This is a genomic window from Sphingomonas sp. SphC10 (assembly GCF_057004845.1).
In genome coordinates this window covers 25,338-47,728 of sequence record NZ_CM168044.1, presented here as the reverse complement: position 1 = coordinate 47,728, position 22,391 = coordinate 25,338, and the positions used below count along the sequence as shown (strand labels likewise).

Annotated in this window: 28 protein-coding genes; 14 read left to right on the top strand and 14 right to left on the bottom strand. The window is 60.7% G+C overall.

From position 1 onward, the window contains the following. Positions 1-203: 203 nt before the first annotated feature. The 5 genes from ACWKSV_RS00265 to ACWKSV_RS00245 form a co-directional block, all read right to left on the bottom strand. A complete protein-coding gene (locus ACWKSV_RS00265; RefSeq protein WP_237243545.1) occupies positions 204-1,271 on the bottom strand; it encodes an arabinan endo-1,5-alpha-L-arabinosidase in 1,068 nt (355 codons plus the stop codon). Positions 1,272-1,543: 272 nt separating this feature from the next. Continuing rightward, positions 1,544-1,855 (bottom strand): hypothetical protein, encoded by a 312-nt coding sequence (locus ACWKSV_RS00260; protein WP_076715379.1) that lies wholly within the window; start codon positions 1,853-1,855, stop codon positions 1,544-1,546. Next, on the bottom strand, positions 1,852-2,739 hold the full coding sequence (locus tag ACWKSV_RS00255) for a hypothetical protein (RefSeq protein WP_172839633.1): 888 nt from the start codon (positions 2,737-2,739) through the stop codon (positions 1,852-1,854). The genes ACWKSV_RS00260 and ACWKSV_RS00255 overlap by 4 nt, the downstream gene beginning before the upstream one ends. 851 nt (positions 2,740-3,590) lie before the next feature. Then, positions 3,591-4,348, bottom strand: a protein-coding gene (locus ACWKSV_RS00250; protein ID WP_156884132.1) for an IS5 family transposase whose coding sequence is annotated in 2 segments (ribosomal slippage) — positions 3,591-4,015 and positions 4,015-4,348 — 759 coding nt in all. Because the reading frame shifts where the segments join, the coding sequence is not laid out codon by codon here. 1,012 nt (positions 4,349-5,360) lie between these two features. Beyond that, complete coding sequence (locus ACWKSV_RS00245) at positions 5,361-5,612, bottom strand: hypothetical protein (protein WP_156884206.1); 252 nt, start codon at positions 5,610-5,612, stop codon at positions 5,361-5,363. A 963-nt stretch (positions 5,613-6,575) separates the two neighbouring features. On the opposite strand from ACWKSV_RS00245, the gene ACWKSV_RS00240 reads away from it, so the two are divergent. Further along, a complete protein-coding gene (locus ACWKSV_RS00240; RefSeq protein WP_156884205.1) occupies positions 6,576-6,722 on the top strand; it encodes a lmo0937 family membrane protein in 147 nt (48 codons plus the stop codon). On the opposite strand, the gene ACWKSV_RS00235 is transcribed toward ACWKSV_RS00240, so the two are convergent. From ACWKSV_RS00235 to ACWKSV_RS00215, 5 genes are all read right to left on the bottom strand, one after another. Next, positions 6,700-7,320, bottom strand: coding sequence for a phosphatase PAP2 family protein (locus ACWKSV_RS00235; RefSeq protein ID WP_076715372.1), 621 nt, complete (start codon positions 7,318-7,320; stop codon positions 6,700-6,702). The two genes, ACWKSV_RS00240 and ACWKSV_RS00235, sit on opposite strands and share 23 nt — an antisense overlap. Before the next feature lie 49 nt (positions 7,321-7,369). Beyond that, complete coding sequence (locus ACWKSV_RS00230) at positions 7,370-7,747, bottom strand: response regulator (protein ID WP_083706575.1); 378 nt, start codon at positions 7,745-7,747, stop codon at positions 7,370-7,372. Next, positions 7,747-9,573: a sensor histidine kinase gene (locus tag ACWKSV_RS00225; RefSeq protein WP_172839632.1), complete on the bottom strand. Its 1,827-nt coding sequence runs from the start codon at positions 9,571-9,573 to the stop codon at positions 7,747-7,749. The genes ACWKSV_RS00230 and ACWKSV_RS00225 overlap by 1 nt, the downstream gene beginning before the upstream one ends. A 154-nt stretch (positions 9,574-9,727) precedes the next feature. Continuing rightward, entirely contained in the window at positions 9,728-11,668 is a 1,941-nt protein-coding gene (locus ACWKSV_RS00220; protein ID WP_338469001.1) for a hybrid sensor histidine kinase/response regulator, read from the bottom strand. Positions 11,669-11,915: 247 nt separating this feature from the next. After that, positions 11,916-12,119, bottom strand: coding sequence for a helix-turn-helix domain-containing protein (locus ACWKSV_RS00215; protein WP_216637081.1), 204 nt, complete (start codon positions 12,117-12,119; stop codon positions 11,916-11,918). Positions 12,120-12,323: 204 nt separating this feature from the next. Here ACWKSV_RS00215 and ACWKSV_RS00210 point away from each other — a divergent pair, with 204 nt between their 5' ends. The 9 genes from ACWKSV_RS00210 (at position 12,324) to ACWKSV_RS00170 (ending at position 16,743) form a co-directional block, all read left to right on the top strand. After that, positions 12,324-12,599 (top strand): hypothetical protein, encoded by a 276-nt coding sequence (locus ACWKSV_RS00210; RefSeq protein ID WP_156884204.1) that lies wholly within the window; start codon positions 12,324-12,326, stop codon positions 12,597-12,599. Positions 12,600-12,602: 3 nt separating this feature from the next. After that, a complete protein-coding gene (locus ACWKSV_RS00205) occupies positions 12,603-13,172 on the top strand; it encodes a hypothetical protein (protein ID WP_076715365.1) in 570 nt (189 codons plus the stop codon). 3 nt (positions 13,173-13,175) lie between these two features. Continuing rightward, positions 13,176-13,799 (top strand): hypothetical protein, encoded by a 624-nt coding sequence (locus ACWKSV_RS00200; protein ID WP_076715363.1) that lies wholly within the window; start codon positions 13,176-13,178, stop codon positions 13,797-13,799. Positions 13,800-13,802: 3 nt separating this feature from the next. Further along, positions 13,803-14,162, top strand: coding sequence for a hypothetical protein (locus ACWKSV_RS00195; RefSeq protein ID WP_156884203.1), 360 nt, complete (start codon positions 13,803-13,805; stop codon positions 14,160-14,162). Between the two features lies 1 nt (position 14,163). Further along, positions 14,164-14,727, top strand: coding sequence for a hypothetical protein (locus ACWKSV_RS00190; RefSeq protein ID WP_076715360.1), 564 nt, complete (start codon positions 14,164-14,166; stop codon positions 14,725-14,727). A 1-nt stretch (position 14,728) separates the two neighbouring features. Continuing rightward, entirely contained in the window at positions 14,729-14,959 is a 231-nt protein-coding gene (locus tag ACWKSV_RS00185) for a hypothetical protein (protein ID WP_076715359.1), read from the top strand. Then, positions 14,956-15,225, top strand: coding sequence for a hypothetical protein (locus ACWKSV_RS00180; protein WP_076715357.1), 270 nt, complete (start codon positions 14,956-14,958; stop codon positions 15,223-15,225). Before ACWKSV_RS00185 ends, ACWKSV_RS00180 begins: the two co-directional genes overlap by 4 nt. Positions 15,226-15,256: 31 nt before the next feature. Continuing rightward, entirely contained in the window at positions 15,257-15,805 is a 549-nt protein-coding gene (locus tag ACWKSV_RS00175) for a hypothetical protein (protein ID WP_237243544.1), read from the top strand. A 347-nt stretch (positions 15,806-16,152) separates the two neighbouring features. After that, on the top strand, positions 16,153-16,743 hold the full coding sequence (locus ACWKSV_RS00170) for a DUF4760 domain-containing protein (protein WP_076715356.1): 591 nt from the start codon (positions 16,153-16,155) through the stop codon (positions 16,741-16,743). Positions 16,744-16,999: 256 nt separating this feature from the next. Here ACWKSV_RS00170 and ACWKSV_RS00165 read toward each other — a convergent pair whose 3' ends face one another. Together ACWKSV_RS00165 and ACWKSV_RS00160 are read right to left on the bottom strand one after the other, a co-directional pair. Then, entirely contained in the window at positions 17,000-17,851 is an 852-nt protein-coding gene (locus ACWKSV_RS00165) for a DUF3800 domain-containing protein (RefSeq protein ID WP_076715354.1), read from the bottom strand. Positions 17,852-17,956: 105 nt separating this feature from the next. Further along, a complete protein-coding gene (locus tag ACWKSV_RS00160; protein WP_156884202.1) occupies positions 17,957-18,661 on the bottom strand; it encodes a hypothetical protein in 705 nt (234 codons plus the stop codon). A gap of 157 nt (positions 18,662-18,818) precedes the next feature. Here ACWKSV_RS00160 and ACWKSV_RS00155 point away from each other — a divergent pair, with 157 nt between their 5' ends. The 4 genes from ACWKSV_RS00155 to ACWKSV_RS00140 all read left to right on the top strand — a co-directional run bounded on the left by ACWKSV_RS00155 (position 18,819) and on the right by ACWKSV_RS00140 (position 21,033). Further along, positions 18,819-19,022 (top strand): hypothetical protein, encoded by a 204-nt coding sequence (locus ACWKSV_RS00155; protein ID WP_405051367.1) that lies wholly within the window; start codon positions 18,819-18,821, stop codon positions 19,020-19,022. A 14-nt stretch (positions 19,023-19,036) separates the two neighbouring features. Then, positions 19,037-19,453 carry a LexA family protein gene (locus ACWKSV_RS00150; RefSeq protein WP_076715351.1) on the top strand — a complete coding sequence of 139 codons (417 nt, stop codon included), beginning with the start codon at positions 19,037-19,039 and terminating at the stop codon, positions 19,451-19,453. Then, a complete protein-coding gene (locus tag ACWKSV_RS00145; RefSeq protein ID WP_076715350.1) occupies positions 19,450-20,718 on the top strand; it encodes a Y-family DNA polymerase in 1,269 nt (422 codons plus the stop codon). The genes ACWKSV_RS00150 and ACWKSV_RS00145 overlap by 4 nt, the downstream gene beginning before the upstream one ends. A 105-nt stretch (positions 20,719-20,823) precedes the next feature. Further along, entirely contained in the window at positions 20,824-21,033 is a 210-nt protein-coding gene (locus ACWKSV_RS00140) for a hypothetical protein (RefSeq protein ID WP_076715348.1), read from the top strand. A 131-nt stretch (positions 21,034-21,164) separates the two neighbouring features. On the opposite strand, the gene ACWKSV_RS00135 is transcribed toward ACWKSV_RS00140, so the two are convergent. Both ACWKSV_RS00135 and ACWKSV_RS00130 read right to left on the bottom strand, forming a co-directional pair. Next, on the bottom strand, positions 21,165-21,320 hold the full coding sequence (locus tag ACWKSV_RS00135; protein ID WP_216637080.1) for a helix-turn-helix domain-containing protein: 156 nt from the start codon (positions 21,318-21,320) through the stop codon (positions 21,165-21,167). Between the two features lie 411 nt (positions 21,321-21,731). Then, positions 21,732-22,376 (bottom strand): SOS response-associated peptidase family protein, encoded by a 645-nt coding sequence (locus ACWKSV_RS00130; RefSeq protein WP_076715347.1) that lies wholly within the window; start codon positions 22,374-22,376, stop codon positions 21,732-21,734. Positions 22,377-22,391: the final 15 nt, after the last annotated feature.

The window sequence follows — 22,391 nt, the reverse complement described above, 5'->3', positions numbered from 1 at the left end:
AGCGCTGCCAAAATGCCATTCTGGTTACAATTCAGTACAGTAGGATCGAGCCCCCACTCTCGTTCCGTTAGCCTTTACTTGTCCGTCTTTTAGGCTGAAACACGAGGCTTGTCCGCGTGCCGACCCTCGATCACCGATGACGAGCGCAACCCGGTGTATCAAAATTGGGCATTGGAGCACCCGCCGCCGAATCGACGGCATGGTCAGGACGCCGCCTTCTCCACGACCGGCCATCCCGCCTCGTCCCAGTAAAGCCGGGCGATCCGTAACGTCGCCACACCCCCGGCGGCCGCGTCATAGGCGTGGTGGACCAGATAGTAGCGCCCATCGCGGTCACGCATCACGCCGGCATGACCCGGCCCGCGAAAGCGATCGCGCCCTGCCGCATCGGCCTGAAGAAGCACCGTTCCGCCACCCTCACGCATCGCCCGGCCCGAGCGGTCCAGATAGGGGCCCTCAATCGAGCGCGCGCGCCCGATCCGCAGATGGTAGCTGCTTCTGGTCCCGCGACAGCAAAAGTCGAACGACACGATCAGCCAGTACCAGCCGTCATGATCGATGATGAAGGGGGCCTCGATCGCATTGGTCTTGTCGCCCAAATCGCGCCGGGCGATCATTCGTGGCTTGGCCCCGGCGGCAGGCTTGCCGCTCCGCGGATCGAGCCGGATCAGTTGGATTCCGCCCCAGAAACTTCCAAAGCTCAGCCATTCGCCGCCCTGGCGATCACGCACAAATGCCGGGTCGATCGCATTATACGGATCGCCCTCCCGCGAGGCGATGACCAGCCCCTCGTCCCGCCAGCCATAGCCGGGTGCGTTCGGATCCAACGTCGTGGCGGTCGCCAGGCCGATCGCCGAATGCTGCGTGCCGAAGCGCGAAACCGAGTAATATAGCCGATACCCATCCCCGACCCGCGCCCCGACCCGCGCCCCAACCCGCGCGATGTCGGGAGCCCACATCTCCCGCGCGCCGGGCACCGCTGCCCTGGCCCAGTCCGGCAGATCGGGCAAAGGCGACGGCAACGAAGCCCAGTGCCGCAGGTCGCGCGAAGTCCGCGCCACCAACGGCCGCCGGTCACGCTGACCCGTCGAATAGACGTAATAACGATCGCCCTCGCGGATCAGTACCGGATCATGCGCCGGCACGATATCGCCCGACAGAGCCGTTTCGCGCGGCGCCGAGATCAGGGCCTTGCTGCCCAATGCCACCGCGCCGACGAGCACCATGGCCCGCAACAGATACAGACTGCGCGATCGGCCCAATTGGCGCATGACGAAACCCCCGTTCCTCGGCCGGATCATGAGTTCGCCCGGCGTCCTGATATAACCAAGTTATAGTCGGACATAAATCAACGCAAGTTGCGCAACGATGCGTAAGACTATTCTCGGGTTATACCGAAGATTGCTGGAGTTCTCCAAACGACTTTGGGCCCCAGAGTGCTGGACCATCTTCATTGATTGCCCTCGCCGGCCTCGCACGGCCCGAGGCTGTACGAGATGCGAGCCCGCCTCGCCGCCCGTATTTCATTCCTTGATACCGTGCCTCAATCCCTCGCTTCGCGCAGGGCATCGAGTTCTGCCAACCGCACCGGATCGTCCGCCGCCAGCGCCTCTTCGAGGTAGAAGCCATAAGGTATGTCGCGCACCAACTGCCGCGCTTCCTCGCCATATCCTTCTGCAATGACAGGAAATGCATCGACCAACTCGCGGAGAAAGCCTTTGTCCAAATTCTCGAGCTGCCATCCAAGCATTCCCATCATCTTCTCCCCGGTATGAGGATCAAGATCGTCTTCGGGAGTGAGTTCGACGAAGAGGACATATTCCGCTATGATATGCGCGACTTGTTGAGCGATCATGGCTTGACGACCTTTACATGAATATTGCCAACGTTCATCCTTCGGAGCAATTTGAGCGCCTTGACCTTCTGAACCGGCGTCGGAACCTCCCAAAGCCCGATCAGACGATTCTGCGCCAATACCTCGGACTGCCGCAGGACCTGAGCGCGTGCATTCGCCATGTTTCTTACGCTCCACTTGCGATCAATCACGTAATCGCCTTGGACGCCATCGAATTTCACAGGCCGCCGCGACCCGTCTGGCATGGTTCGCGTCAATGTCGGCGCATGACCGGATCGCGCGCCAGCAGCAGAATCATTATATGATTTCCAAGGCTTGTCCGATTTGATCGTTTCTTTCACCCAGCCGATCTGCGGAGGGTCAAATGTCGGACGCGGCCTCATCACGCGAAGTCGGCGGACCGCCGCAACTTTCGAAAGTCCAGCCCCAGGCGCCGCCGCAAGTGCGACATTTCCCGCAACCGTCGCTGAGGCACGGCCAATATCCCGTGCAGAGGCATGGGAGACAGCGGCGGCCGCCCGCGAAACCTGGATTCGAGCAGGAATATCCTCCGCAGCGATCGCAGCATCGATCCTATTCGCAATGCCGCTGGCAGCGTCGCGAACCGTCACCACCGGGTTCGTCGTCAGTACGCCCTGGATATCCGCGACCGCTCCCCTCCCGACGTCATAGAGCCCTTCACCGACGCCACCGACAAACTCGGCAACGGGATTCGGATGCTTAGCGGATCGCGCGCTTCCGACAGGTTTCGTCTTCGCACTCGACAAACCAAGCCGTTCGGGCTTTTTGGCTTCTCCCGTCGCCGATCCTTGCCGCGACAGTCCCACCTTCGGCAGGGCTATACGCTGCGACTTGCCGCTTTCTCTCCCAGGGCCCAAAGCCACGTGTCCCGTTCGGCCCAAGGTGCGGCCACCTGCCTTGGGAATCGCATCGCCAGCACCTGCGGCTTCCTGGCGCCCTGCCCCCGCAGAGGTAAACCGGCCGTTCGCCGGATCGTGCCATGGGTTGAATTTGAGCTCAAGACCGTCAGGCCCCAGCGCTTGCGGCAGCCTACCTGTTCGCAGCCACCATGAAAAAGCACGTGCCTCCCTATTCTTAGACGCCTCTGCCATATCGCTCCCGCCCCTTCGCGGAACATATATAGAACAGATGGCGAATTGTCAATGTTGCCCATCGTTCGCCCGATAGCTTAAAATTATAGCTGCGTTTTCAATCGGCTATGCACTTGCCGCGCTGCTGCTTCAGGATAATATACCAAGGCTCGAAGCAGTCCGTCTCCGTTGGACTGGCTTAGGATTAGACTGCTTCGCCTGCAAATGTGCTATCGAACCAAAGGTCGCAACGGGCCTGCTTGGCCCCGCCCATCTCGTTCGCAGCGTGAATGTGCCAACAGCTCTTCGCAACGAGCCATGAAGTCGTCGATTCGAACAGGATCAGGCAGTAAATCAACGTCTACTCGCCGAATACGTCTTTAACGCCGTCCTGAAATATCAAGCGACCGCAGATTACGAATGGCCGTTAGCGATCTGACGATCGCCGTCATTCGCCGCTTTCCGACGCGGCCTGGGTCAGTGAGAGAATGAAAGATGGTTCGCTTGCCAGTCGAACAGATAAGCTTATCGCAATATCGACATCTTACACTCGGTAAGATGGTGCCCCAAAAACGCCACAGATGGGCACTCAAATCGTTGGGAAATATCCGTTCCTCGCGGTAGCTAGGGTCAGGACTCGTTGATCACAGCCAGAAGATGACGGTGGCCGCGAGAGCAACGGCGGAAAAGAAGGCCGTGGGGCAGCGATCGTAGCGTGTGGCAACGCGGCGCCAGTCTTTGAGGCGGCCGAACATGATCTCGATGCGGCTGCGACGCCGATAGCGGCGCTTGTCGTATCTGACCGGCTCGTTGCGCGATCGTCGGCCCGGGATGCATGGCTGGATGCCCTTGGCCTGGAGAGCGTCCCTGAACCAATCGGCGTCGTAGCCGCGGTCGCCGAGCAGCCACTGCGCTTTTGGCAGGTCGTCCAGCAGGGCTGCCGCGCCGGTGTAGTCGCTGACTTGGCCTGCGGTCATGAAGAAGCTCAATGGGCGGCCGTTCGCGTCGGCCACGGCATGGAGCTTGGTGTTCATGCCGCCCTTGGTGCGTCCGATCAGGCGGCCGAGATCCCCTTTTTAACCCGCAGGCTCGATGCCGTGCGGTGCGCCTTCAGGTAGGTCGCATCGATCATGACGGTTTTCGGTTCGGCATCGCCTGCAGCCAGCCCCTCCATCATGCGCGTGAACACGCCACGCTCGCCCCAGCGCTTCCACCGGTTGTACAGCGTCTTGTGAGGACCATAGGCGCTGGGCGCATCCCGCCAGCGCAGCCCATTGCGGTTGACGAAGACGATGCCGCTCAGCACCCGCCGGTCATCCACCCGAGGCTTGCCGTGGCTCTTGGGGAAGAACGGCCGCAGCCGCTCCATCTGATCGTCCGTCAGCCAAAAAAGGTCGCTCATCACCAGTCTCCTCGTGGAGCCTGAATCAGATCGCGACGCTCACATCAATGGGTCCTGACCCTAGGGCGCCGCGGGCAGGACGGGGACAATGCGTTCTCGCCGAACCTGTTTTTTTCCCAGGTGGCAAAATACTCGCCAGAAGCGAGGACGGCGATATTTGGTGAGCAGGGCGCCCGCGACCTTGCAGACTTGGCAAGGATCGCAGAGGCCCGAACCGGGACGCTTGCGAGGTTAAACAACTCGCGGTCGGGCCAAGTCGGCAACTGGTTCAGGGCGATCCAAAGCATCTTGAGCGGCGGTGGTGCAGGAGCAGGCCTTGGCGCAGCGATGGGCGGCGTTGCAGGCGCTGGCACCGGAGCGGCGGCTGGAGTTATAACGGCACCGTTAATGCTTGGCGGGAGTTATCTATCTGCACGAATGCTGGGTAATAGGCGCGTCGTTCAAACCTTGGCGCAAGCAGCCAGTGCCAGAACCCCCGTTGCACGAGCCGCGGTTCTCAACCGATTAGGCCTATTGATCAATCGTGAACCAGCCCTACGCGCAGAACTGCTGCCGATTCAGCGCTTGCTATCATCAAGCATCCAGGGCGCAAAACCAGCGCTAGCTGCCGATGATAGAGATCATCAACGCCAAAAATAACAAGGCCGCCAAGCGATAACTGCGGTGTGGACACCACCTGTACAAAGCCCACACCACAGTTATAAAAAGCCAGATAGGCAAGAATTCATCCCGGAATACACACACCCTGCAGGTGATATGGGGTCCCAACAGTTATAGCCCCAGGTGGAGAGTTTCTGTCTCTTCGTTCGATGCGCCGCTGCAAGTCAATTTCTAAGGCTCTTCGACCCCGTTCGCAGCGCTCAGCGGTCGGATACGGAACGGTCACAACCCCGCCCGGGGTGTATGTGATGACCAAGTGGTACTGGGCCGGTTCCGCAGCTCTAACGGAAGCAGTTAGACTGACGGTAAAGAGGCAAATGGCGGCGGCCAGGTATGGCTGGATACCCATAAGCTATTCGGTCCCATATCGCGGCTGGTCCAGCAGGTCGCGAATGCTTTCTGCGCTAAGCTGCCCGTTGGCGATCTTGATCACATGAGTAGGTTGGTGAGACGGCGGCAACTGCCCCCGTTGCTCAACCATGGCGCTCAGCGAACCGTGGGCGACTTCGCCCGCGTCCATCCAAATCGGTGCATCAGGCGCGAGGGCCATTCCGCCACCGTTACGGAAGAGGGTCGCGTGCTGCTTCCAGTAATCGTCCGGCATTTTGTCTCCGTTTTTTGATGCGATCTGACCATGTTTACTCGCGATGATGTCGGCAGACCCGGGGCTTCTGCGGCTCTGGCCAACCATAGCCCAAGCTGCTGCATCGTTGACAGAACTTAATGCCGGAAATAGCCATAAGGCTAAGACGCATATGTGTTATTTCCCAATAATGGTCGGGGCGGTCAAATGGTAAAGACTTGGTCGAGTGCTATAACAGGCAACGTGACATGCGATCATTGCGGACGAGTTTTCGAGCGGTCTGTTTTCCGCTCGCCGATGCGTGATAAGGACAGCTACGAATGCGCATGCGGCGAAACGCTTGAGCGTTGGAACAGCACAGAGTCGCCGTCATTTCGAGAAATATCTGGACCAACGAAGTAGGCCCGCACCCCGTCCTGATCATTACCGTTTAGTCTTCAGGCCGATCTCGACGCGGCTCATACGCCATCACCCATTGCGGATAGCCTTCCGGCGACATGGTAATGTCGGCATGCCCGACTGGGTCGTTGCCCGTCTCGATCCACCCCGCCCCGTGGCAATAATCGCAGATCGCCCGTTTGCACCGGAAGCTGACCAGATCGATCTCGGCGTTCCATTGCCCATATCCCCGACAGATGGGGCATTCCGCATCGAGGTTCCCGTTTCGTGGCTGAAGCGGGATGATGTCGAAAGCGTGGGGGCTGTTCGGTTCGTCGCAATAGACGACGTTGCTGGCATGGGCGATCGGTCTTCTCCTAACCCCCGCCGAACGAATTATCAGAGTTGGGGTTGCCCGCCCCACCATGGCTGGTTCTGGCGCGGCGGACGGCGGCCCAGCGTGCATAAGACATTTGTGCGGTATCCGCGGCTATCATGGGGCGAAGCGAGGCCCTTGCCGGGATTGTAACGGAACGTTTCTACTCAAAAGCGCTTTGTCGATCTTATGCCGCCCTAACGGCCGCGCGAACATAAGGGACGCATTCAATGCTCTGGACGATCGCTGTCATATTGCTGGTGTTGTGGCTGTTAGGCTTCTCGCTCCACATCGCGGGCGGCCTCATCCACATCCTCCTGGTGATCGCCTTGATCGTGGGGCTAGTGCAGTTGTTCAGCGGACGCCGATCGGTGTAGCGTCAGTACGCTGCCGTTCTACAAACTCGCGCTGAACCCATTGCACCGCTAAATCGATCGCCGCGTCACTGACCCGTTCAGCGAGCAGGCCAATGGCTATCCCGGCAAAGACATCGCCAGCATAATGCGTTCCGCGCGGCACCTGTACGACGGACACTGACAATGCCGCACCACGAGCAGCGACCGCATGATTTGGATATGCTCGCGCAATCGCTTCTCCGACTGCGACCGCACCAGCGCTGTGGCCAGACGGGAATGAATTGTCCTCGTGACGGTCGCTATCACCTTCCCGCACCCGTGGATCATCACCGTCTTTCGGGCGCCTGCGGTTGATCACGGCTTTGATCCTGCTCTTGGCCCAAGTGGCAAGCGTGTGAGCAGCCAACATCCTAAAACCGGTGCTGGTGAGGTGTAGATCCCGTCGGGCGATACCGACCGCGACCGTAGCCGCGCAGATCATCCGCATCTGTGGCTGATCACCGACCTCGCTGGCGACGCCGATTAATCGCACTGGCCAGCTGTCGCGCTCGTCATTCACCTTGGAGGTAATTTTGTGGTCAGCCCGCTCGACAGCGGTGGCTTTGCGTTCCCCATTCATGGGCGTTCAACACATGGATGAATCCCTTGGCTCCGGCACGCCGATCTTTTCAGCGTGTCATCTCATCGATTTTGCGAAGCATCGCGGTGGGATCGAACGGCTTCGCAAAATAGGCGCTATGCTCTGGCATCTGATCTGGCGGAACGCTTCTGTGCCCCGATGCGACTAGTAAAAGGGTGGGAGGGAAGCGCTTCCGCACATAATGCGCGAGTTTCAGACCATCCATTGTTCCGGGCATTTCAATGTCGGTCAGCACGACACGAACCTCGCCGTGCCGGTCCAGGATCGCGATAGCCTCGTCGGCATTAGCGGCTGCAAAGACCTCGTAGCCCTCCTCCTCAAACAGGTCGATGAGTTCGAAGCGAACGATCGCCTCGTCCTCGACGATCAGAATGGTATTTGATCCGATCGGCTTACTTTGTCCCACTACGCCAACTCACTCACGCTACCCGCCTCCGCCAGTGGGCAGTTCAGGGTGAACACCACGCCCTCGGGCGGATAAACGATCGACGCCTCACCTCTGAAGTATGCGGCCAGGGAACGCTCGATCATGGTTGACCCAAAGCCGCGTCGGGACGGCGTTTGGACCTCAGGTCCGCCAGCTTCACGCCAGCGGAGGTGAAAGCGCGGGCCGTCTTCATCGGTTCCCTCGGTTGCGCCCCACTCCACGTCAACGCAACCGGATGGGGTCGACAGCGCGCCGTACTTCGCCGCGTTGGTCGCGAGTTCATGCAATGCGAGCGCGAGTGCCAGCGTCACTTGCGGGTGCAGCGTGATGGCAGGTCCCTCGGCGCGCAGGCGTTCACCAATGCCGCCATGGGCAGCCAAGGCCTTGCCGATAAGCGTCCGCAAATCCGCTGCCTCCCACGATTGTGCCGTCAGCACATCGGTGGCCTCACCAAGCGCCGCCAAGCGGCTGGCGAGCGCGCGGTTGGCGCTAGGCAGATCATTTGCCTGTCTCAAGGTCTGCGAGGCAACCGATTGGACCACCGTCAGGACGTTTTTCAGACGGTGGCCAAGTTCATGCCGCAGCAACTCCTGCTGTACCTCAGCGCGTTTGCGATCAGTGATCTCAATGGCAGTGGTCGCCAACCGCGGCGTCTCATTCGAATAGCCGGTAATCGGACTGATTGTGACTGCGAACCAGCGTGCAGCGCCTTCAGTACGCACTTCTTGTTCGAAACTCATCGGCGACCCACTGGACAGTACATACGCCAACCGGTCGATCATGGCTTTTGCATCGACCGACGGCTGTACCTCGTCGACGCTCAAGCCGGTGAGATCAGTCCGGTCGTAGAGTTGAGCCAGTGCGGGGTTGGCTTGAAGATAGCGGAAGTGGTTCCCTTGCCGCTCCGTTATCGCTGCGAACAATCCTTCGGTTTCGAAGAAGGCGCGCAGCGTCGCCTCACTTTTCTGCAACGCTTCCGCCGCTTGGCGAACCGCAACGAGCCTATCGAGCTGCCAGGCGCCCCAGAGTGCCAGCCCTGCGAGAAGCACAATCGTCACGGCGGTGGTGAAGGCGAGCCTGAAGTCGGAAGGGTACAGGCCAATCTCCGAACCGCGCAGAGCCAATGACGCGACAGCGATCGGAACGATCACGACGACAGGGAGGAGCCACCTAGCGGCCGTTGCGCTTACCGACGTTCCCACGAGGAACCGCACCCAACCGTCATTGGGTCGTGATGAAAGAACACCGAGCGATGCGCCTCCCAGTGCCAATGCCGTGGGTATGGAGACCTGCGTGAATCCAAACACCCCTGTAAGCGGCGTCACCATGTAGAACTGGCCGAGCAGGGCAACGATCACTAGGATAAGTACCGCAGTCGCGCATGCAGACGAGATCAGTCCGGCACCACGCTTCCGAACATGCGCTAGGAGGAGCCCTACGCCGACGAGCAGGAAAGCCACTGCCGTCGGTGAGGCCATGCGCCCCGGGTATGGATAAGGGATGGCTTGGTTTGCGACGCCCGTCGAAAAAAGGAAGCCATCGGTGCCGAGATCGACGCCCAGCGCGTATTCGATCAGCGTCTGCGCCGCCGCGAGTACGATCAACGTAGCAAGAATGATGGATGACGACCGGGCTGCTCGTATTCCGTTCGATAGCAGAATGCCTGCTCCGGCGAGGATCGCGCACATCGCTGTAATCGGCTGCATCGCACTGCGTGCAGAGAAGAATCGGGTCAGGACAGGGATGTCGAAGGACCAGCCTACCATAGCCACGACGCCGATCGCGATGCTCAGTGCAACGCCCATCAAGCCGATGGCCGCAATGGCAGCGTCCCCTTTACTCGAGGCGAACGCCGCCCCGCTTTTTCGGTCAACTGCGGCTGAGGAAACCATCCCCTCCATCCCTTAGACGCTTCCCATTTGACTTCGCTTAACCCAACTGAATCAACCTCAACGAAATTCAGCCGTTTGTCGCCATCATCTCGTTGACCTTACTGGTCAGCGCATCGAGGGTGAACGGCTTTGTCAGTAGTTCCATCCCTGGCTCAAGGTGCCCGTTTCCGACAGCGGCGTTCTCGGCATAGCCTGTAATGAACAACACCTTCAGGCCTGGCCGTAACGATCGCCCGGCATCAGCCACCTGCCTGCCGTTCATGCCATTTGGCAATCCAACATCCGTAATGAGCAGATCGATACGGGCACCGGATTGAAGCACTTTCAGCCCCGCAGCACCGTCCGCTGCGCCGATGACGGTGTAGCCCACCTCATCCAGCACCTCGTCGACCAGATGCCGGATGGTCGCTTCATCGTCGACGATTAGGATCGTGCCGCTGCCCCGATCGGGCAATGCGGCCACCATCTCTTCCACGTCGTCTTCAGTGTCGCCCACATAGCGCGGCAGATAGATGCAGACGGTCGTCCCCATACCGAGCTCGGAATATATGCGGACCTGCCCGCCCGACTGCCTCGCGAAGCCGTAGATCATCGACAGGCCTAGGCCCGTCCCATGCCCCAGGGGCTTGGTCGTGAAGAATGGCTCGAATGCACGATCGATAGTGTGCTGATCCATGCCTGACCCGGTATCAGTGACGCAGATGGATAGGTATTGGCCTGGGGGAAGGTCGCGTTCCCTGCCGCTCCGATCATCGAGCCATTTATTCGCTGTCTCGATCGTCAGCCTTCCGCCTTCCGGCATAGCGTCGCGGGCATTGATGCACAGGTTGAGCAACGCGTTTTCGAGTTGCCCAGCATCGATGCAAGCTGGCCACAATCCTCCGGCGCCAACCACCTCAAGGCTGGTTTCCGGCCCCATCGTCCTGCGGAGCATGTCCTCTAAACCGTTGATCAGCCGATTGACGTCAGTGGGCCGCGGATCGAGGGTTTGGCGGCGGGAAAACGCCAGCAGGCGCTGGGTTAGCGAGGCGGCGCGGCGCCCGGCTCCCTGCGCAGCCAGGATGAATCGATCGAGATCCTCCAACCGCCCTCGTGCAACGCGGTGCTGTAGGAGTTCGAGATTGCCCATCATCCCGGTGAGCAGATTGTTGAAGTCGTGGGCTAGGCCACCCGTAAGCTGACCCACCGCCTCCATCTTCTGCGCCTGGCGCAACGCCTCTTCGGTTCGGTGTTGCTCAGTCAGATCGCGGCCGATGATGTAAAACAGATCCGAACCTGCATCCGGAACCGCCGTCCACATGATTGTGCGAGCGCTGCCGTCGCTCGCCAGCACATGATCGACAAAACCGGTGACGATCTCTCCGGCCGCCAACCGTGCAACGACGCTAGCAGTTTCCGCATGATCTGCAGCATCGACGAATTCGACGAAGGGCCGAGTAAGGAGTTGCTCCTCCGTCCAGCCAAGCAGCCGCGTCCACGCTGGATTCACCTGAATGAGGTACCCATCCAATCGGGCGGTCGCCATCAAGTCATTGGTCAGCTGCCACACGCGGTCCCGCTCTGCGGTGCGTTCCTCCACCCTCTGTTCGAGGATCAGGTTGGCGGCCTTCAACTTGGCCTGGCTTTCCTTCAGCGCAGCATCTGCCAGGACGCGTGCGGTCGTTTCGTTCGTGAAGACGAAGAGGCCCGCAATCTCACCCTCTGCGTCCAGGACACGCGAATAGGAGAAGGTAAACCACGTATCTGCTGCGCCGCGATCCGTATCGAGCTTCCAGGGCAAATCGTTGAAGCGCTGGCTCTGACCGGCGAAGGCTTCATCAATGATGGGCTTGGCCTGTTCCCAAGCGTCAGACCACACGTCTCTGAACGGGGTGCCCATTGCCCAGTCGCGTCGCGGCCCCAACAGCGGGATGTAGGTGTCGTTGAAAAAGAACGTCAGGTCGTCCCGCCCCCACGCGAGGATCATCGATTCCGGGGAATTGAGCAGGAGGCTCAGAGCGACTTTCAATCCCTCAGGCCATGTCTCGGGCTTACCAAGGGGGTGTCCGGTCCAATCCCGTTCCAGGATCAGGCGAGCAGCCTCACCGCCGCCGGACAGAAAGCGTAACGAACGAGGGAGCGAAGAGTCGGCTTGATCGGAGCGGGGCATGGAAGCGAAATACCTCAAGCGCCCCGGCGTTCAATTTCGCCAGATCAACTTTATGATAATGCTGTAAATTGCCTGAGATCCGGCCCGCGTGGTGTCGGCAGTCGAGTCAGGTGTTTTCGCCTTTCGCCAAGCGGACACCGACGCCGCCGGATGTCGTATCCCCGTCCGCCAGGAACTGCACGCCAGCAGCTTCGAGCACGCCCTGCATAGCGGCCAAGTTATTTGCGATCGGCGTGGACCGCTTCGCCTCGAAGTTTCGAACCGTTGACGGTCCTAGGTTCGCTGCTGCCGCTAACTCTTCCTGAGACATACCGACAAGCGCCCTTCCGGCGCGACACGTTTCAGGGGTCAACATATTGGTGGAATACCGGAATAACGAAAAATATGCAAGATAACGGTTTCCGTTTGACCATAACGATGAGCCGTGTATAACGGTTTTCGTTACTCGACGAGCCGAGCGGAGGATTAGGCCCCTCCACCCGGCTCTGACCACAACCGTTCTGGAGGAACGAATATGGCTACTGCCCCCCTACCGGACGCCGTGCGTCCGGCCAAGATCACCTGTGCCTCAAACGGACTGAACAAATCGACCGGCCGCGCCGTCGATCTTGCCCGTCGGCATCTGCGCTCCGGCAACCCCGGCGCGTATGCCCGGTCGCTGGCCGGTGAGCATCGCGCCGCCAATGCCCGTCAGCAGCGCGCGATCGAAGCGGTGATCGCTGCCGACGCCTGCGAGCGCCTCTTCACCCGGCATCCGTCGAACGGCTGCCTGATGGCGCGGGAGGGCTGAACGATGGCCAGCTATGCAATCGCGGCAACCGTCACCGACCCCGTCACGGCCATTGCCGACATGTCGCTCGCGATCGAGCGCGTCATCGTCACGATGGACAACGCCAACAGCGAACTGATGGAGCAGGTCGTCGGACGACTGAATGACCCGGCGTCGCCCATGCATCATGCCGCCTTTAGCGCGTGGTGCACGCACCAGATCGCCTCCGAGAAGCTGGTCGAGATCAGCACGGTTCTCGATGAGGTGGAATACCGGCTGATGACTCCGCCGGACAAATCGCAGGCACCGGAAGCCGAGAACGCCGAATGGCATCGCGCGCACGCGGCTTGGTCCGAGGCACATGAAACCGTCCGTCGGCACAATGCGACGCCGGGTGGCGTCCCAGGCGATGTGATGGACGCGGCCGTCCGGGTCGAGCGGGAGACCGTCTATCATCTCGCTGCCGCGCCTGCGCCGAACCGCGCCGCCGTCGGCATCAAGATCAACGCCTTGCTCGATTATCTCGAAAATTGCGCGATCGACGAGGCGGCGCTGCGCACGATCGCGGCCGACGCACTGCGGGCGGAGGGCTAAACCATGACCACAGAAACCACCCGTCGCGCCCTGTTCGGTGGCGCTGGCCTCGTCGCGCTTGCCGCCGCCGTCCCGGCCGTCGCATCGACCATGGCCGCCAGTTCGGGCGTTAGCCCTGCCTTGGCCGAGCTGATCGCCGCCGCAGACGAAGCCAAGCGTCAATGCGACGACTTCGACACGGCCACCTATGACCCGCTGAAGGCGCGCACCGACGCTTTGGTCGAAGCCGTCCCGCATGTGACGGTCGACATCAAGAACAGCCCCTTTTGGACGACGGCTGAACCGGCTGCCGTCAGCCTCGCTCGGGACATCGTGCACGGCGATCCGGGCCGTCGGCATCCCAACAGTGCACAACTGCGTCGCCTCGTCGCGGCCGATCTGCACCGAACCCGCCAGGCACAGCGGCTGAAACGTCAGACTGGCCTGCGGGCCGCTTATGACCGCTCGAACGCGCTGGCTGACGCCATGGCGACCACCGAATGGGATGTGGCGCTGTTCCCCTGCGAAACGGCCGCGGACGTTCATGCCAAGCTGGCTTTCATGATGGCCCGGCAGATGGATGACGGCGTTGCAGTGCTCGACGTCCTGCTGCCTGATGCCGCCCGCATCGCGAACAAGGAGGGCTGATCGATGACGAACGTAATGACCCGCCCCGCAGTGTTGGCGGCCGACCAGCATCTCGACCGATCCGCTTGGGAAGCAGCCGCCGCTAAACTGCAAGCCGAGCGGACACGCGACCGCGCGCTGGATGCCCGCCACAGTGAGGCGCAGGCGAATGGCACGCTGACCGAGGAGCTGGAACAGGAATGGTCGGATAGCATCGAGCCGCTTGGCGAAGCGGAATGGGCGCTGTTCGCTACGGGTGCCCCGGATCTGGCGGCGCTCGACTGGAAGCTCAAACACCTTGCAGATCATGGCATGCTGGAAGACCAGCACGTCGAACAGCTTCGCGCTGACATCGCGCGCCTCTCGAGCGTGGAGGGCCGCTGACATGTCGACCACCAGCGAAACCTTCTGCGCACTGCTCGACGCGCATGACGACGCCGTTCATCGGTTTAATGCCGTGCCGGACGACGACCGTGTCACCCCGGAATATGAGGAGGCTTGCCAGGCGATGGGCGAGGCGTTGGATCGGGCAGACAAGGCCTTGCCGACATCCTGGCCGGAATTTGCTCGGCTGCTGGGTCACATGGCCTGCGGCGGCCAGACCGGTATCGACGAGGACAATGCCAACCGCCTGATGCTCCATGCCCGTCGGCTGCTGGCAGCGCCTGAGGAATACCGCACCGCCTGGGATGCTGCGCTGGCCGAATATCACCGCCTGAAGGCCATATTCGACGACATGCCCAGCGGTATGGACGGTGAAGACGAAGCCAATGAAGCGTCCTTGGACGCGCTGGACACGCTGATCGTCGATACCCCGGCGCCAGACTTCGACGCTCTGCTGTTCAAGATGGACATGGCGCAGGAACGTTGCGAGGATATTCCCTTCAGCGAGGAATATGCGGCAGCCATCAGGGCCGACGTCGAACGCCTCAAGCAGGGGGTGCGCTGACATGGCCACCCTCCTCCACCCCGCCCCGTTTAACCCCACTGCTTGGCTCCACGCCCTCGTCCAGATCGGCGGCGGCTATGCGCTCACGTCCGACCGCAAGCTGTGGCTCGTCATTCAGGACTGCCCCTCAGACGATCTGACGCCGCTGATGGCGCAGCTAGTCGGGCATCCTGAACGAGCGGAAGCGGTGCGCCAGACCATCGAACAGCGGCACTATGGGGAGGCGGCATGATGGGACACGCCGCCGTCACCCCGCCGCCCAGCGCGAACCGTGCGATGCCCTGGCGCCGATCGCGCCGCCGTCCCTGGCATCGGTTGGACCGGGTAGCATCGCCTCATGCCGTGCTGGCCACCATCCCCTCGCTGCCCCGTGCAGAACTGGCGCGGATCACCGAACGGCTGATCGACCGCATGGACGAGCTGGACGGCGATACGGACCTCGAACCCGAAGATCTGGAGGAAGACGACCCCATGGAGGCGGATGACGTTCACTCCTGAGCCGATCACGCCGCCGGTCCCCTCCCGGCGCATGGAACACAGGCCCGCCGCTCGCGATCGTCGAGCGGCGGGCTCTCCGCGTGTGCATCGCTTCCGCGATAGCCTGGCGCTGTCCGAGAGCTTCGTGGACGCGGATTGGTGGCTGCCGCTCTACCGGCGCGCGTTCCCGACGATGGTGTCAGCGGTGGCGGTGCGCGAAGATGGATGGGCGCAGCGTGGCGGGATAGACCGGCTTCTCACCCTGTCCTGCGGGCGGACCTATACGGTCGACGAGAAGGTGCGGATGCACGACTGGCCCGATGTTCTGCTGGAGCGCTGGTCGGACGAAGCACGCCGGGTGCCAGGCTGGATTCAGAAGCCCTTGGCGGCGGACTTCATCGGGTACGCCTATGCTCCGGCCGGGATGTGCCTGTTACTGCCTGTCGTGCCGCTCCAGCGTGCATGGCGGCAGCATGGGCGTAAGTGGATAGACCTGTACGGGACGCGGTCGGCACAGAACCCCGGCTATGTGTCCGTCGGGGTCCCGGTGCCGCGTCATGTGCTGATGCAGGCGATTGTCGAGGCGATGATGATCAACTAACTTTCTATCACCCATCGAACGACCTTTACCGTGATTGCAACCATCCCTTTACGGCTTACATATAACGTCATCGACGGTGGATCGCATTGGAACACACGCTGTGAGGCATCGTTGACACAGAGCGATCAACCAACGTAGATCGACAACAACGCTAGTGAATCAGGCTGAGCGACAGCATCGGTTCAGACTGATCCAGGTAGCTAGGATTGGCAGCAGGAGGCCAACTATGAAGCAGAAGACGTCCAATTTCGAGGGCTGGGGCGGCGACTGAGCCTCACCCTATACATTGCACTTGATACGGACGCCTCGGCCTAATAAGCCGGGGCGTTTTTTCGTCGGGGGCAAGAATGTTTGAGTTTTTGAAGGAGTGGAAAGACGCCGCCCCGGTCATTAGCGCAACAATAACGCTTGTATCCGCGATCGTAGCCTTTCTCGCTTTTCGGTACACTCGGCAGGTCAACCGGCGACGCGCCACGCTCGATATGGTACTTAAAACCTTCATGGATGATGCGGGCCAGAAGCGATACACTCAATTTAAAGACGTAATGCTTCGACACAATGACCCAGATGACAATCTTAATATTCTCGAATTCGCAAATCCCGACGCGATCCCAAGTCCGGAGAGGCAAATAATTCGTCAACAGATTAACGAATATGAGCTTATTTCGCTAGGAATCAGGCGGAAACTGTTTGACGAAAAGATTTATAAGATGTGGTTCCAGCATCAATTTATGCGGGATTATAATAGCCTTGAACATTTCATAACTGAAGTCCGTGAAAAGCGACCTTCCGTATTTTGCGAATATGTATGGCTCTATAATCGTTGGAAAAAAGTCCCACACCCTGAAAATTCCCCAGGCCGGCTCCGAAAAGCATGGTGGGGGATCACCGGAAATGACGCACGCCTGAAAGCGTTCGCTGCGGTTCAAGCCGATTGATCCACTTGCTGGTTAATGCGCGCGCCAAGCGAACACCAGCGCGAGTCCAGCCGACTCATATATACGGCCAGCCGAGTCGCCCATCGCTAGGGCGCCATTGAAGCAAAACTCGCGAGGCCCTAAACAGATGACGGCGGGATGCGCCGGAACACCCTTCTGCCTGAACGCCCAGTGCGTGACGGCAGCCGTTCAGATGGTTGCCCACAGGATGGTGGCCTATCGACTGATCGGTGTCAGGAAGGCCGGGGCCCGTCACCTACTCCCAACTATATCCGTAAGCCTCAAACAGCGGGCGATCGCTGACGGGAATCTCGCCTTGATGCCCAAAAGGCAGCCGCAAAAGGCCGAAACCAGCTGCGCTACGCTGTTTCGGAGCTTTGGCCACGCGAGGATGAAGGGCAAGCGCAGGCTCGGTCGAATAAGCCGATGACTTACTGTCTAATCCTTGAAAGAACGCGCTTGCGGCGATGTCAGCCAACTGGAGCCCAGCCAGCCCACTATGCGGCCGGACGTCACACAAGCCAGCATGAAGAACTCCAGGTACGACTTCCTTCGCTTTGAGGAAGGTTCTGCCCGTCTCAGCTTGTGCGCAAAGAGTATCGATATACCCGCGTAAGTGCGTATAATCGTGGCCGCCGCGTTCCGAAAAAACGATGCGCGCGGGTTCCACCCCTCGTTCTTCGACCTTGGACCGGTTAGCACACCACTGTGTCACGCGCTCCAGCAGGAGGCGCAGGCACCAGTTATAAAACTCACCACGGCCGAACGAACTACCCATCCTCTTATTTTGATAACCCCGCATGTTTGTCTTATGCGAGGCAACGATAAAAATTCGTACATCCTTGCCAGCAAGCATGCGACACACCCGCGCCTGATTTGGCCGAGATAGCTTGCGATAATGGATCGGCGATCGGCCCTGCGCTCGAACAGCCTCTCTCATATCGGCGATCCACGCTGGTGCATCTTGCTCTCGCGTATCCCGAATTACTACTGCCGATACAACAAACCACTCGGACGCCGCCTCGAGCTCGGCGGCGGATTTTTGCTTCACACCAGGATCGCCCGCCTCGTCGATGTATACGACGTATCGCGGAGTCGGCAGTTTCATTGCACCATTCTAGCGCTCTCCAATCCTGAGTGCCAAATTTATGTTGCTAATTGGCCTCTGTTATCGGGTGCCACGGGCAATACCGCGAAACCATTCCGGATGATTCTAGAACGACACCTCGAGCACGATCACGACCGGCTTGCCGTGGAGCTGCCCAACCAACGTCACGTTCCCCAGCGGTGCGTCTGGGCTATTCATTGCCATGATCGCGGTGACAGGCATGTGCGCGGTAAACAGCGGCTTGAATGTCTTGGAGTAAGGCGCCGTGACGATCGTCGTGCCAGCCTTGTCATCGACCCAGGCGTCATAACTCCAAGCCGAGCCGACCAGCCGCAGCGACTTACCCGCTGGCTGCGGGGCAACCCGATCGTCCTTGAAGGACCGGCCGTCACATGTGGCTGGGGTCAGCCGCGCATCGGACAGCTTGCCGTAGTATTCCGCACTCAGGCTGAAACACCTTCCCCCGCTGAGCTTCAAATGGACGGGTAGGTACCCTCCAGCGCTTGCCTCGGTCAGCCGCTCACCCGCTGGCAAATCAAGATAATAGGCCCCGACGACCTGAAGGTGCTGCTTGTCGGCATTCGGATAACCCGGGTCCGTCCTGAACAGCTTGGCCGCCTCGGCTATTGGAATGCAGGTCAAGCGCGGTGCCGATGCATCTACCACAGGCGCTACGCACGGACGCGCCGCTGTATTCGGTCCGGCGCTGTAACCGACGGGCGGCGTGAACTCCTGCGCGATCGCTGGTGAGGCGATCAGCCCTGCTGCGATTGCCACCCAGCACGACGTCCGGACCTTTTCTTGCAGCATCGACATTCTCCCTCGCCTGAGCGTAGCGCGCAGATGTCAGCCGTCCAGTCCATCATATTCCCCAAGCCCTCGAGACGTCAGCACCTCATCCAACCCCTTGACCTATGTTCGTATTTTGTTCCAGCTAGGCCGGGCCACGAATCGCTGGAATATGAGCATGATGCAGCACGACCCCCGCCTGCGCGAAGCCGCGCGCGCTATTTACGAGGCTTGCTATCCCTCGGACGAATGGGCGCAGTTCGCGTTCGAGGAGGCGGAGCGATACGGGACCGTGCATTACCGTCAGGCCGTCGATGGCGCATTGGCAGCGCGTGCCTGTCTGGCTGCCGCTGGCGAGCAGCTTGCGCTTCCCGTCACGTGACACCCCAGCCTGCGATGCGCCTGCATGACGTGCCGTTCGACCTCATCCCGCGCGAGGTGCCGTTCTTTCTGTGCCGAACCCCGGCGGGCTTCCCCTCGCCTGCCCAGGACGACATGGAAGAACCGATCGATCTTGGGGCGTGGCTCGTCGAGCACCCGGCCGCGAGTTACATCATGCGGGTCGAAGGCGGATCTATGGCGGGCGCCGGGATCACCGATGGTGACCTGATTGTGGTCAACCGTGCCAAGCGGGCCCGCGCCGGTTCCATCGTCGTCGCGCTGGTCCATGGCGACCGCACGCTGAAGCGGCTCAAGCAAATGGACGGCCGCTATTGGCTCGTCCCGGAGGCCGATGGCTTCTCACACATTCTCGTCGACGAATATGTCGAGATCTGGGGCGTCGTGGTGGGCGTAGCGCGTAAGGTCGTATGACCTCGCCAATCGCCCTGATCGACTGCAACAACTACTATGTCAGCTGTGAGCGAGCGTTCGATTCCAGCTTGGTGGGCGTGCCGGTCATCGTGCTGTCGAACAACGACGGCTGCGCAATCGCGCGCTCTGCCGAGGCGAAGGCGTTGGGCATCAAGATGGGTGATCCGGCCCATCACCTGCGTGACCTGATCCGACGCCATGGCGTTCAGGTCCGCTCATCCAACTACACGCTCTATGGCGACATGCAGCGCCGCGTCCTGGCTGCCTGCCAGGCGTTCGTCCGGGACTTCGAGATATACTCAATTGACGAAATATTCCTCGACCTGACCGGGTTCGATGACCGCGACCTTGTCGACCATGCCCATCGCCTGCGCACTCAGGTTTTGCGCTGGACGACGATTCCGACCTGTGTCGGCATTGCGGATACCAAGACGCTAGCCAAATTGGCGAACGCCGCCGCGAAGAAGCAGCCCCGCTTCGGTGGCGTTGCCGACCTTCGAGATGAACGCCTCCGCCACGACGTCATGCGGGCTTTCCCCGTCGGTGACGTCTGGGGCATCGGCAAGGCGACAGCAATGAAGCTGGCAGCGCTGGGCGTCACCACCGCCGCCGGGCTTCGAGATATGCCCATGAAGCAGGCCCGAGGCGTCGGGACGGTCGTCCTAGAACGGCTGGTCGCTGAGCTGCGCGGCATCCCCGCTGACGCTGTTGAGGCGGTCGAGCCGCAACGCAAGGGCATGGCTGTCACGCGGTCCTTCGGGACGCCTGTGACCGACTTCGACGGGCTCATGGGTGCTCTATCCCAATATGCGCTGCGGGCGGGAGAAAAGCTGCGCAACCATGGCCTCGTCGCGGGGCGGCTGACGGCATTCTTCCACACCAACAAGCATAAGCCCGACCGGCCACAGTACGCTGGATCCCGAGCGGTGACGCTGCACCCGATGACGAGCGATAGCCTGGAATTGATCGCCGCCGCCCGACGGTGTGCGGAACGAGCCTGGCGGGATGGATACGCCTATACGAAGGCCGGAATCCTGCTCGACGATCTGATGGCGGCCGATGATCGCCCCCGGACGCTATTCGAGGCCGATACGGAGAAGCGCGATCGTCTCATGGCTGCGCTCGACGAGGTGAACGGGCGCTTCGGAACGTTCACTGCGGTCACCGCTGGACAGGGATTCAAGCGGCAGTGGCGGCTTCGATCGGAGATGCGATCACCTGCGTGGACGACGCGGATTGATGAGGTGCCGACGGTTCGAGCGTGATGCACGAACGCTGTAACAAAACGTGTCGCGGGGACCCTGACCCAGACGAGCCCGTTTCAGCCGTCTCTAACCTACATTTCCTTGTACCCATCTGGGAGTGGTCGCATGAGACGCAGCACAGGTTTCCTCGGTGTGGGCATAATTGGTGCCACGGTACTGGGCGGCTCGATCGCGGGCGGGTACTTGGACCAGCGGTTCAAGCCGCAGACCGCCGCCAAGTCGTCGTTCGGACAGGGCGCGTCGCCCACACAGGAAATGGAACGACGGAGGGGTAGAGCCGCGACCGTGGCGATAGCCGAGGCAGCCGTCCGTTAGTTTCGGTCTGCCATGCGAGGGGCTGAGTCGACCGAGTGACTGATGCGACTTAGATGCGACACCGCACGTCGAACAGCTTTAAAAGAAGGGCGAAGGGCGCCAAGCGATCACTCGCCTGACGCCCTCGACCGTTAAGCCGGGAAAGCCCCCTTCATGGGGCCAACATCGGGGTGCAGCTTGCCCTGCTTCACGTCCGTGATACGCCCCTGATTGATGGTCAGCATGGCCGCAATCTGCTGCTGGAACAGATCGCCACGCTTCAGCAGGTATTTGATGTGAGCCGCCATCTCACGCGTCACCGGCGGGGAGCACTTACGTCCCATCTTTAGCCACCTTGATAGGCGACGGAACCGGGTTGACTTCCCCCCAACGAACGCTCAAAAGAGCGCCGCTGCAGCAAATTCGACCGCGGTTCCGTCGCGGTTTGCATATGAGGCCCGGGGTCTAGCCACCTCGGGCCTTTTTGCGTTTGGATTGAATCTTGACGCAGCGCAAGCAGAATCTGACTCAGGGCCCCTCTCAAGCGCTTTTTCGGCGAAAAGGCTCTCTGGCGTACCACTTGACTCAAATCGCGCTGTAGGGCCCATTTCCCGCCAAAATCGCGGCATTTCGCGCCCCACCCTACAAACCCGTACGGAGAGAAAGCCGTTAACCACCTTTGTTCTGCAAGCGTGCTATAGAGGTTCCAAACCGCAGGTCTAAGGCGTTATCGGTTCAGCAGCACGGCGGGTAGGAAACACGGGCCCACGCACTCTCATTCGATCCGCACGGTACGGGCGCTGGAGCATCACCGCTTCTTCTGCCGGTGCGCGCAGCCATGTCGTCACATCCTCTGGGTGCAGGACAGTGATCATCGCCTTTGGATGGATAGGCCTGACGAGTTCGTTGGCGTCACAGGTAACCATCGCGAACGACCGTCCCTCGACCGTCTGCTGCCAGAAGCCCGCGACAGCAAAAATTGGCTGATCGTTGACGCTGAACCACATCTCGCCTTTCAACGGTGGCTTGCCGTCCCCCAGGTCGTGCTTGTCCGGCGTGAACTCGCAGAACTCCGTGAGCGGGACGATGCAGCGGCTCGCGGGATCAGCGGCTAGGCGACGCCACTGCGGCAAATCTAGGTTGCGCACGTTGGTCATAGGGTATGGGGCTTTCCCGCCCAGTACGTCCCAGGACATGACATCCCAGGCGCGCTCGCCATCCTGTTCGCGGATCACATAGCTCCGCGCCTTGGGACGCAATTCCTGCGGGTGGAAGCGGTTATCGCGAGGCCGCTCGTCAAACAGCTTGGCAGCCGACTGGAATATGGTCTGCGGTTCGCCATCGAATCGGGCTCGGTTGCACATCAGGCCCTAATCAAC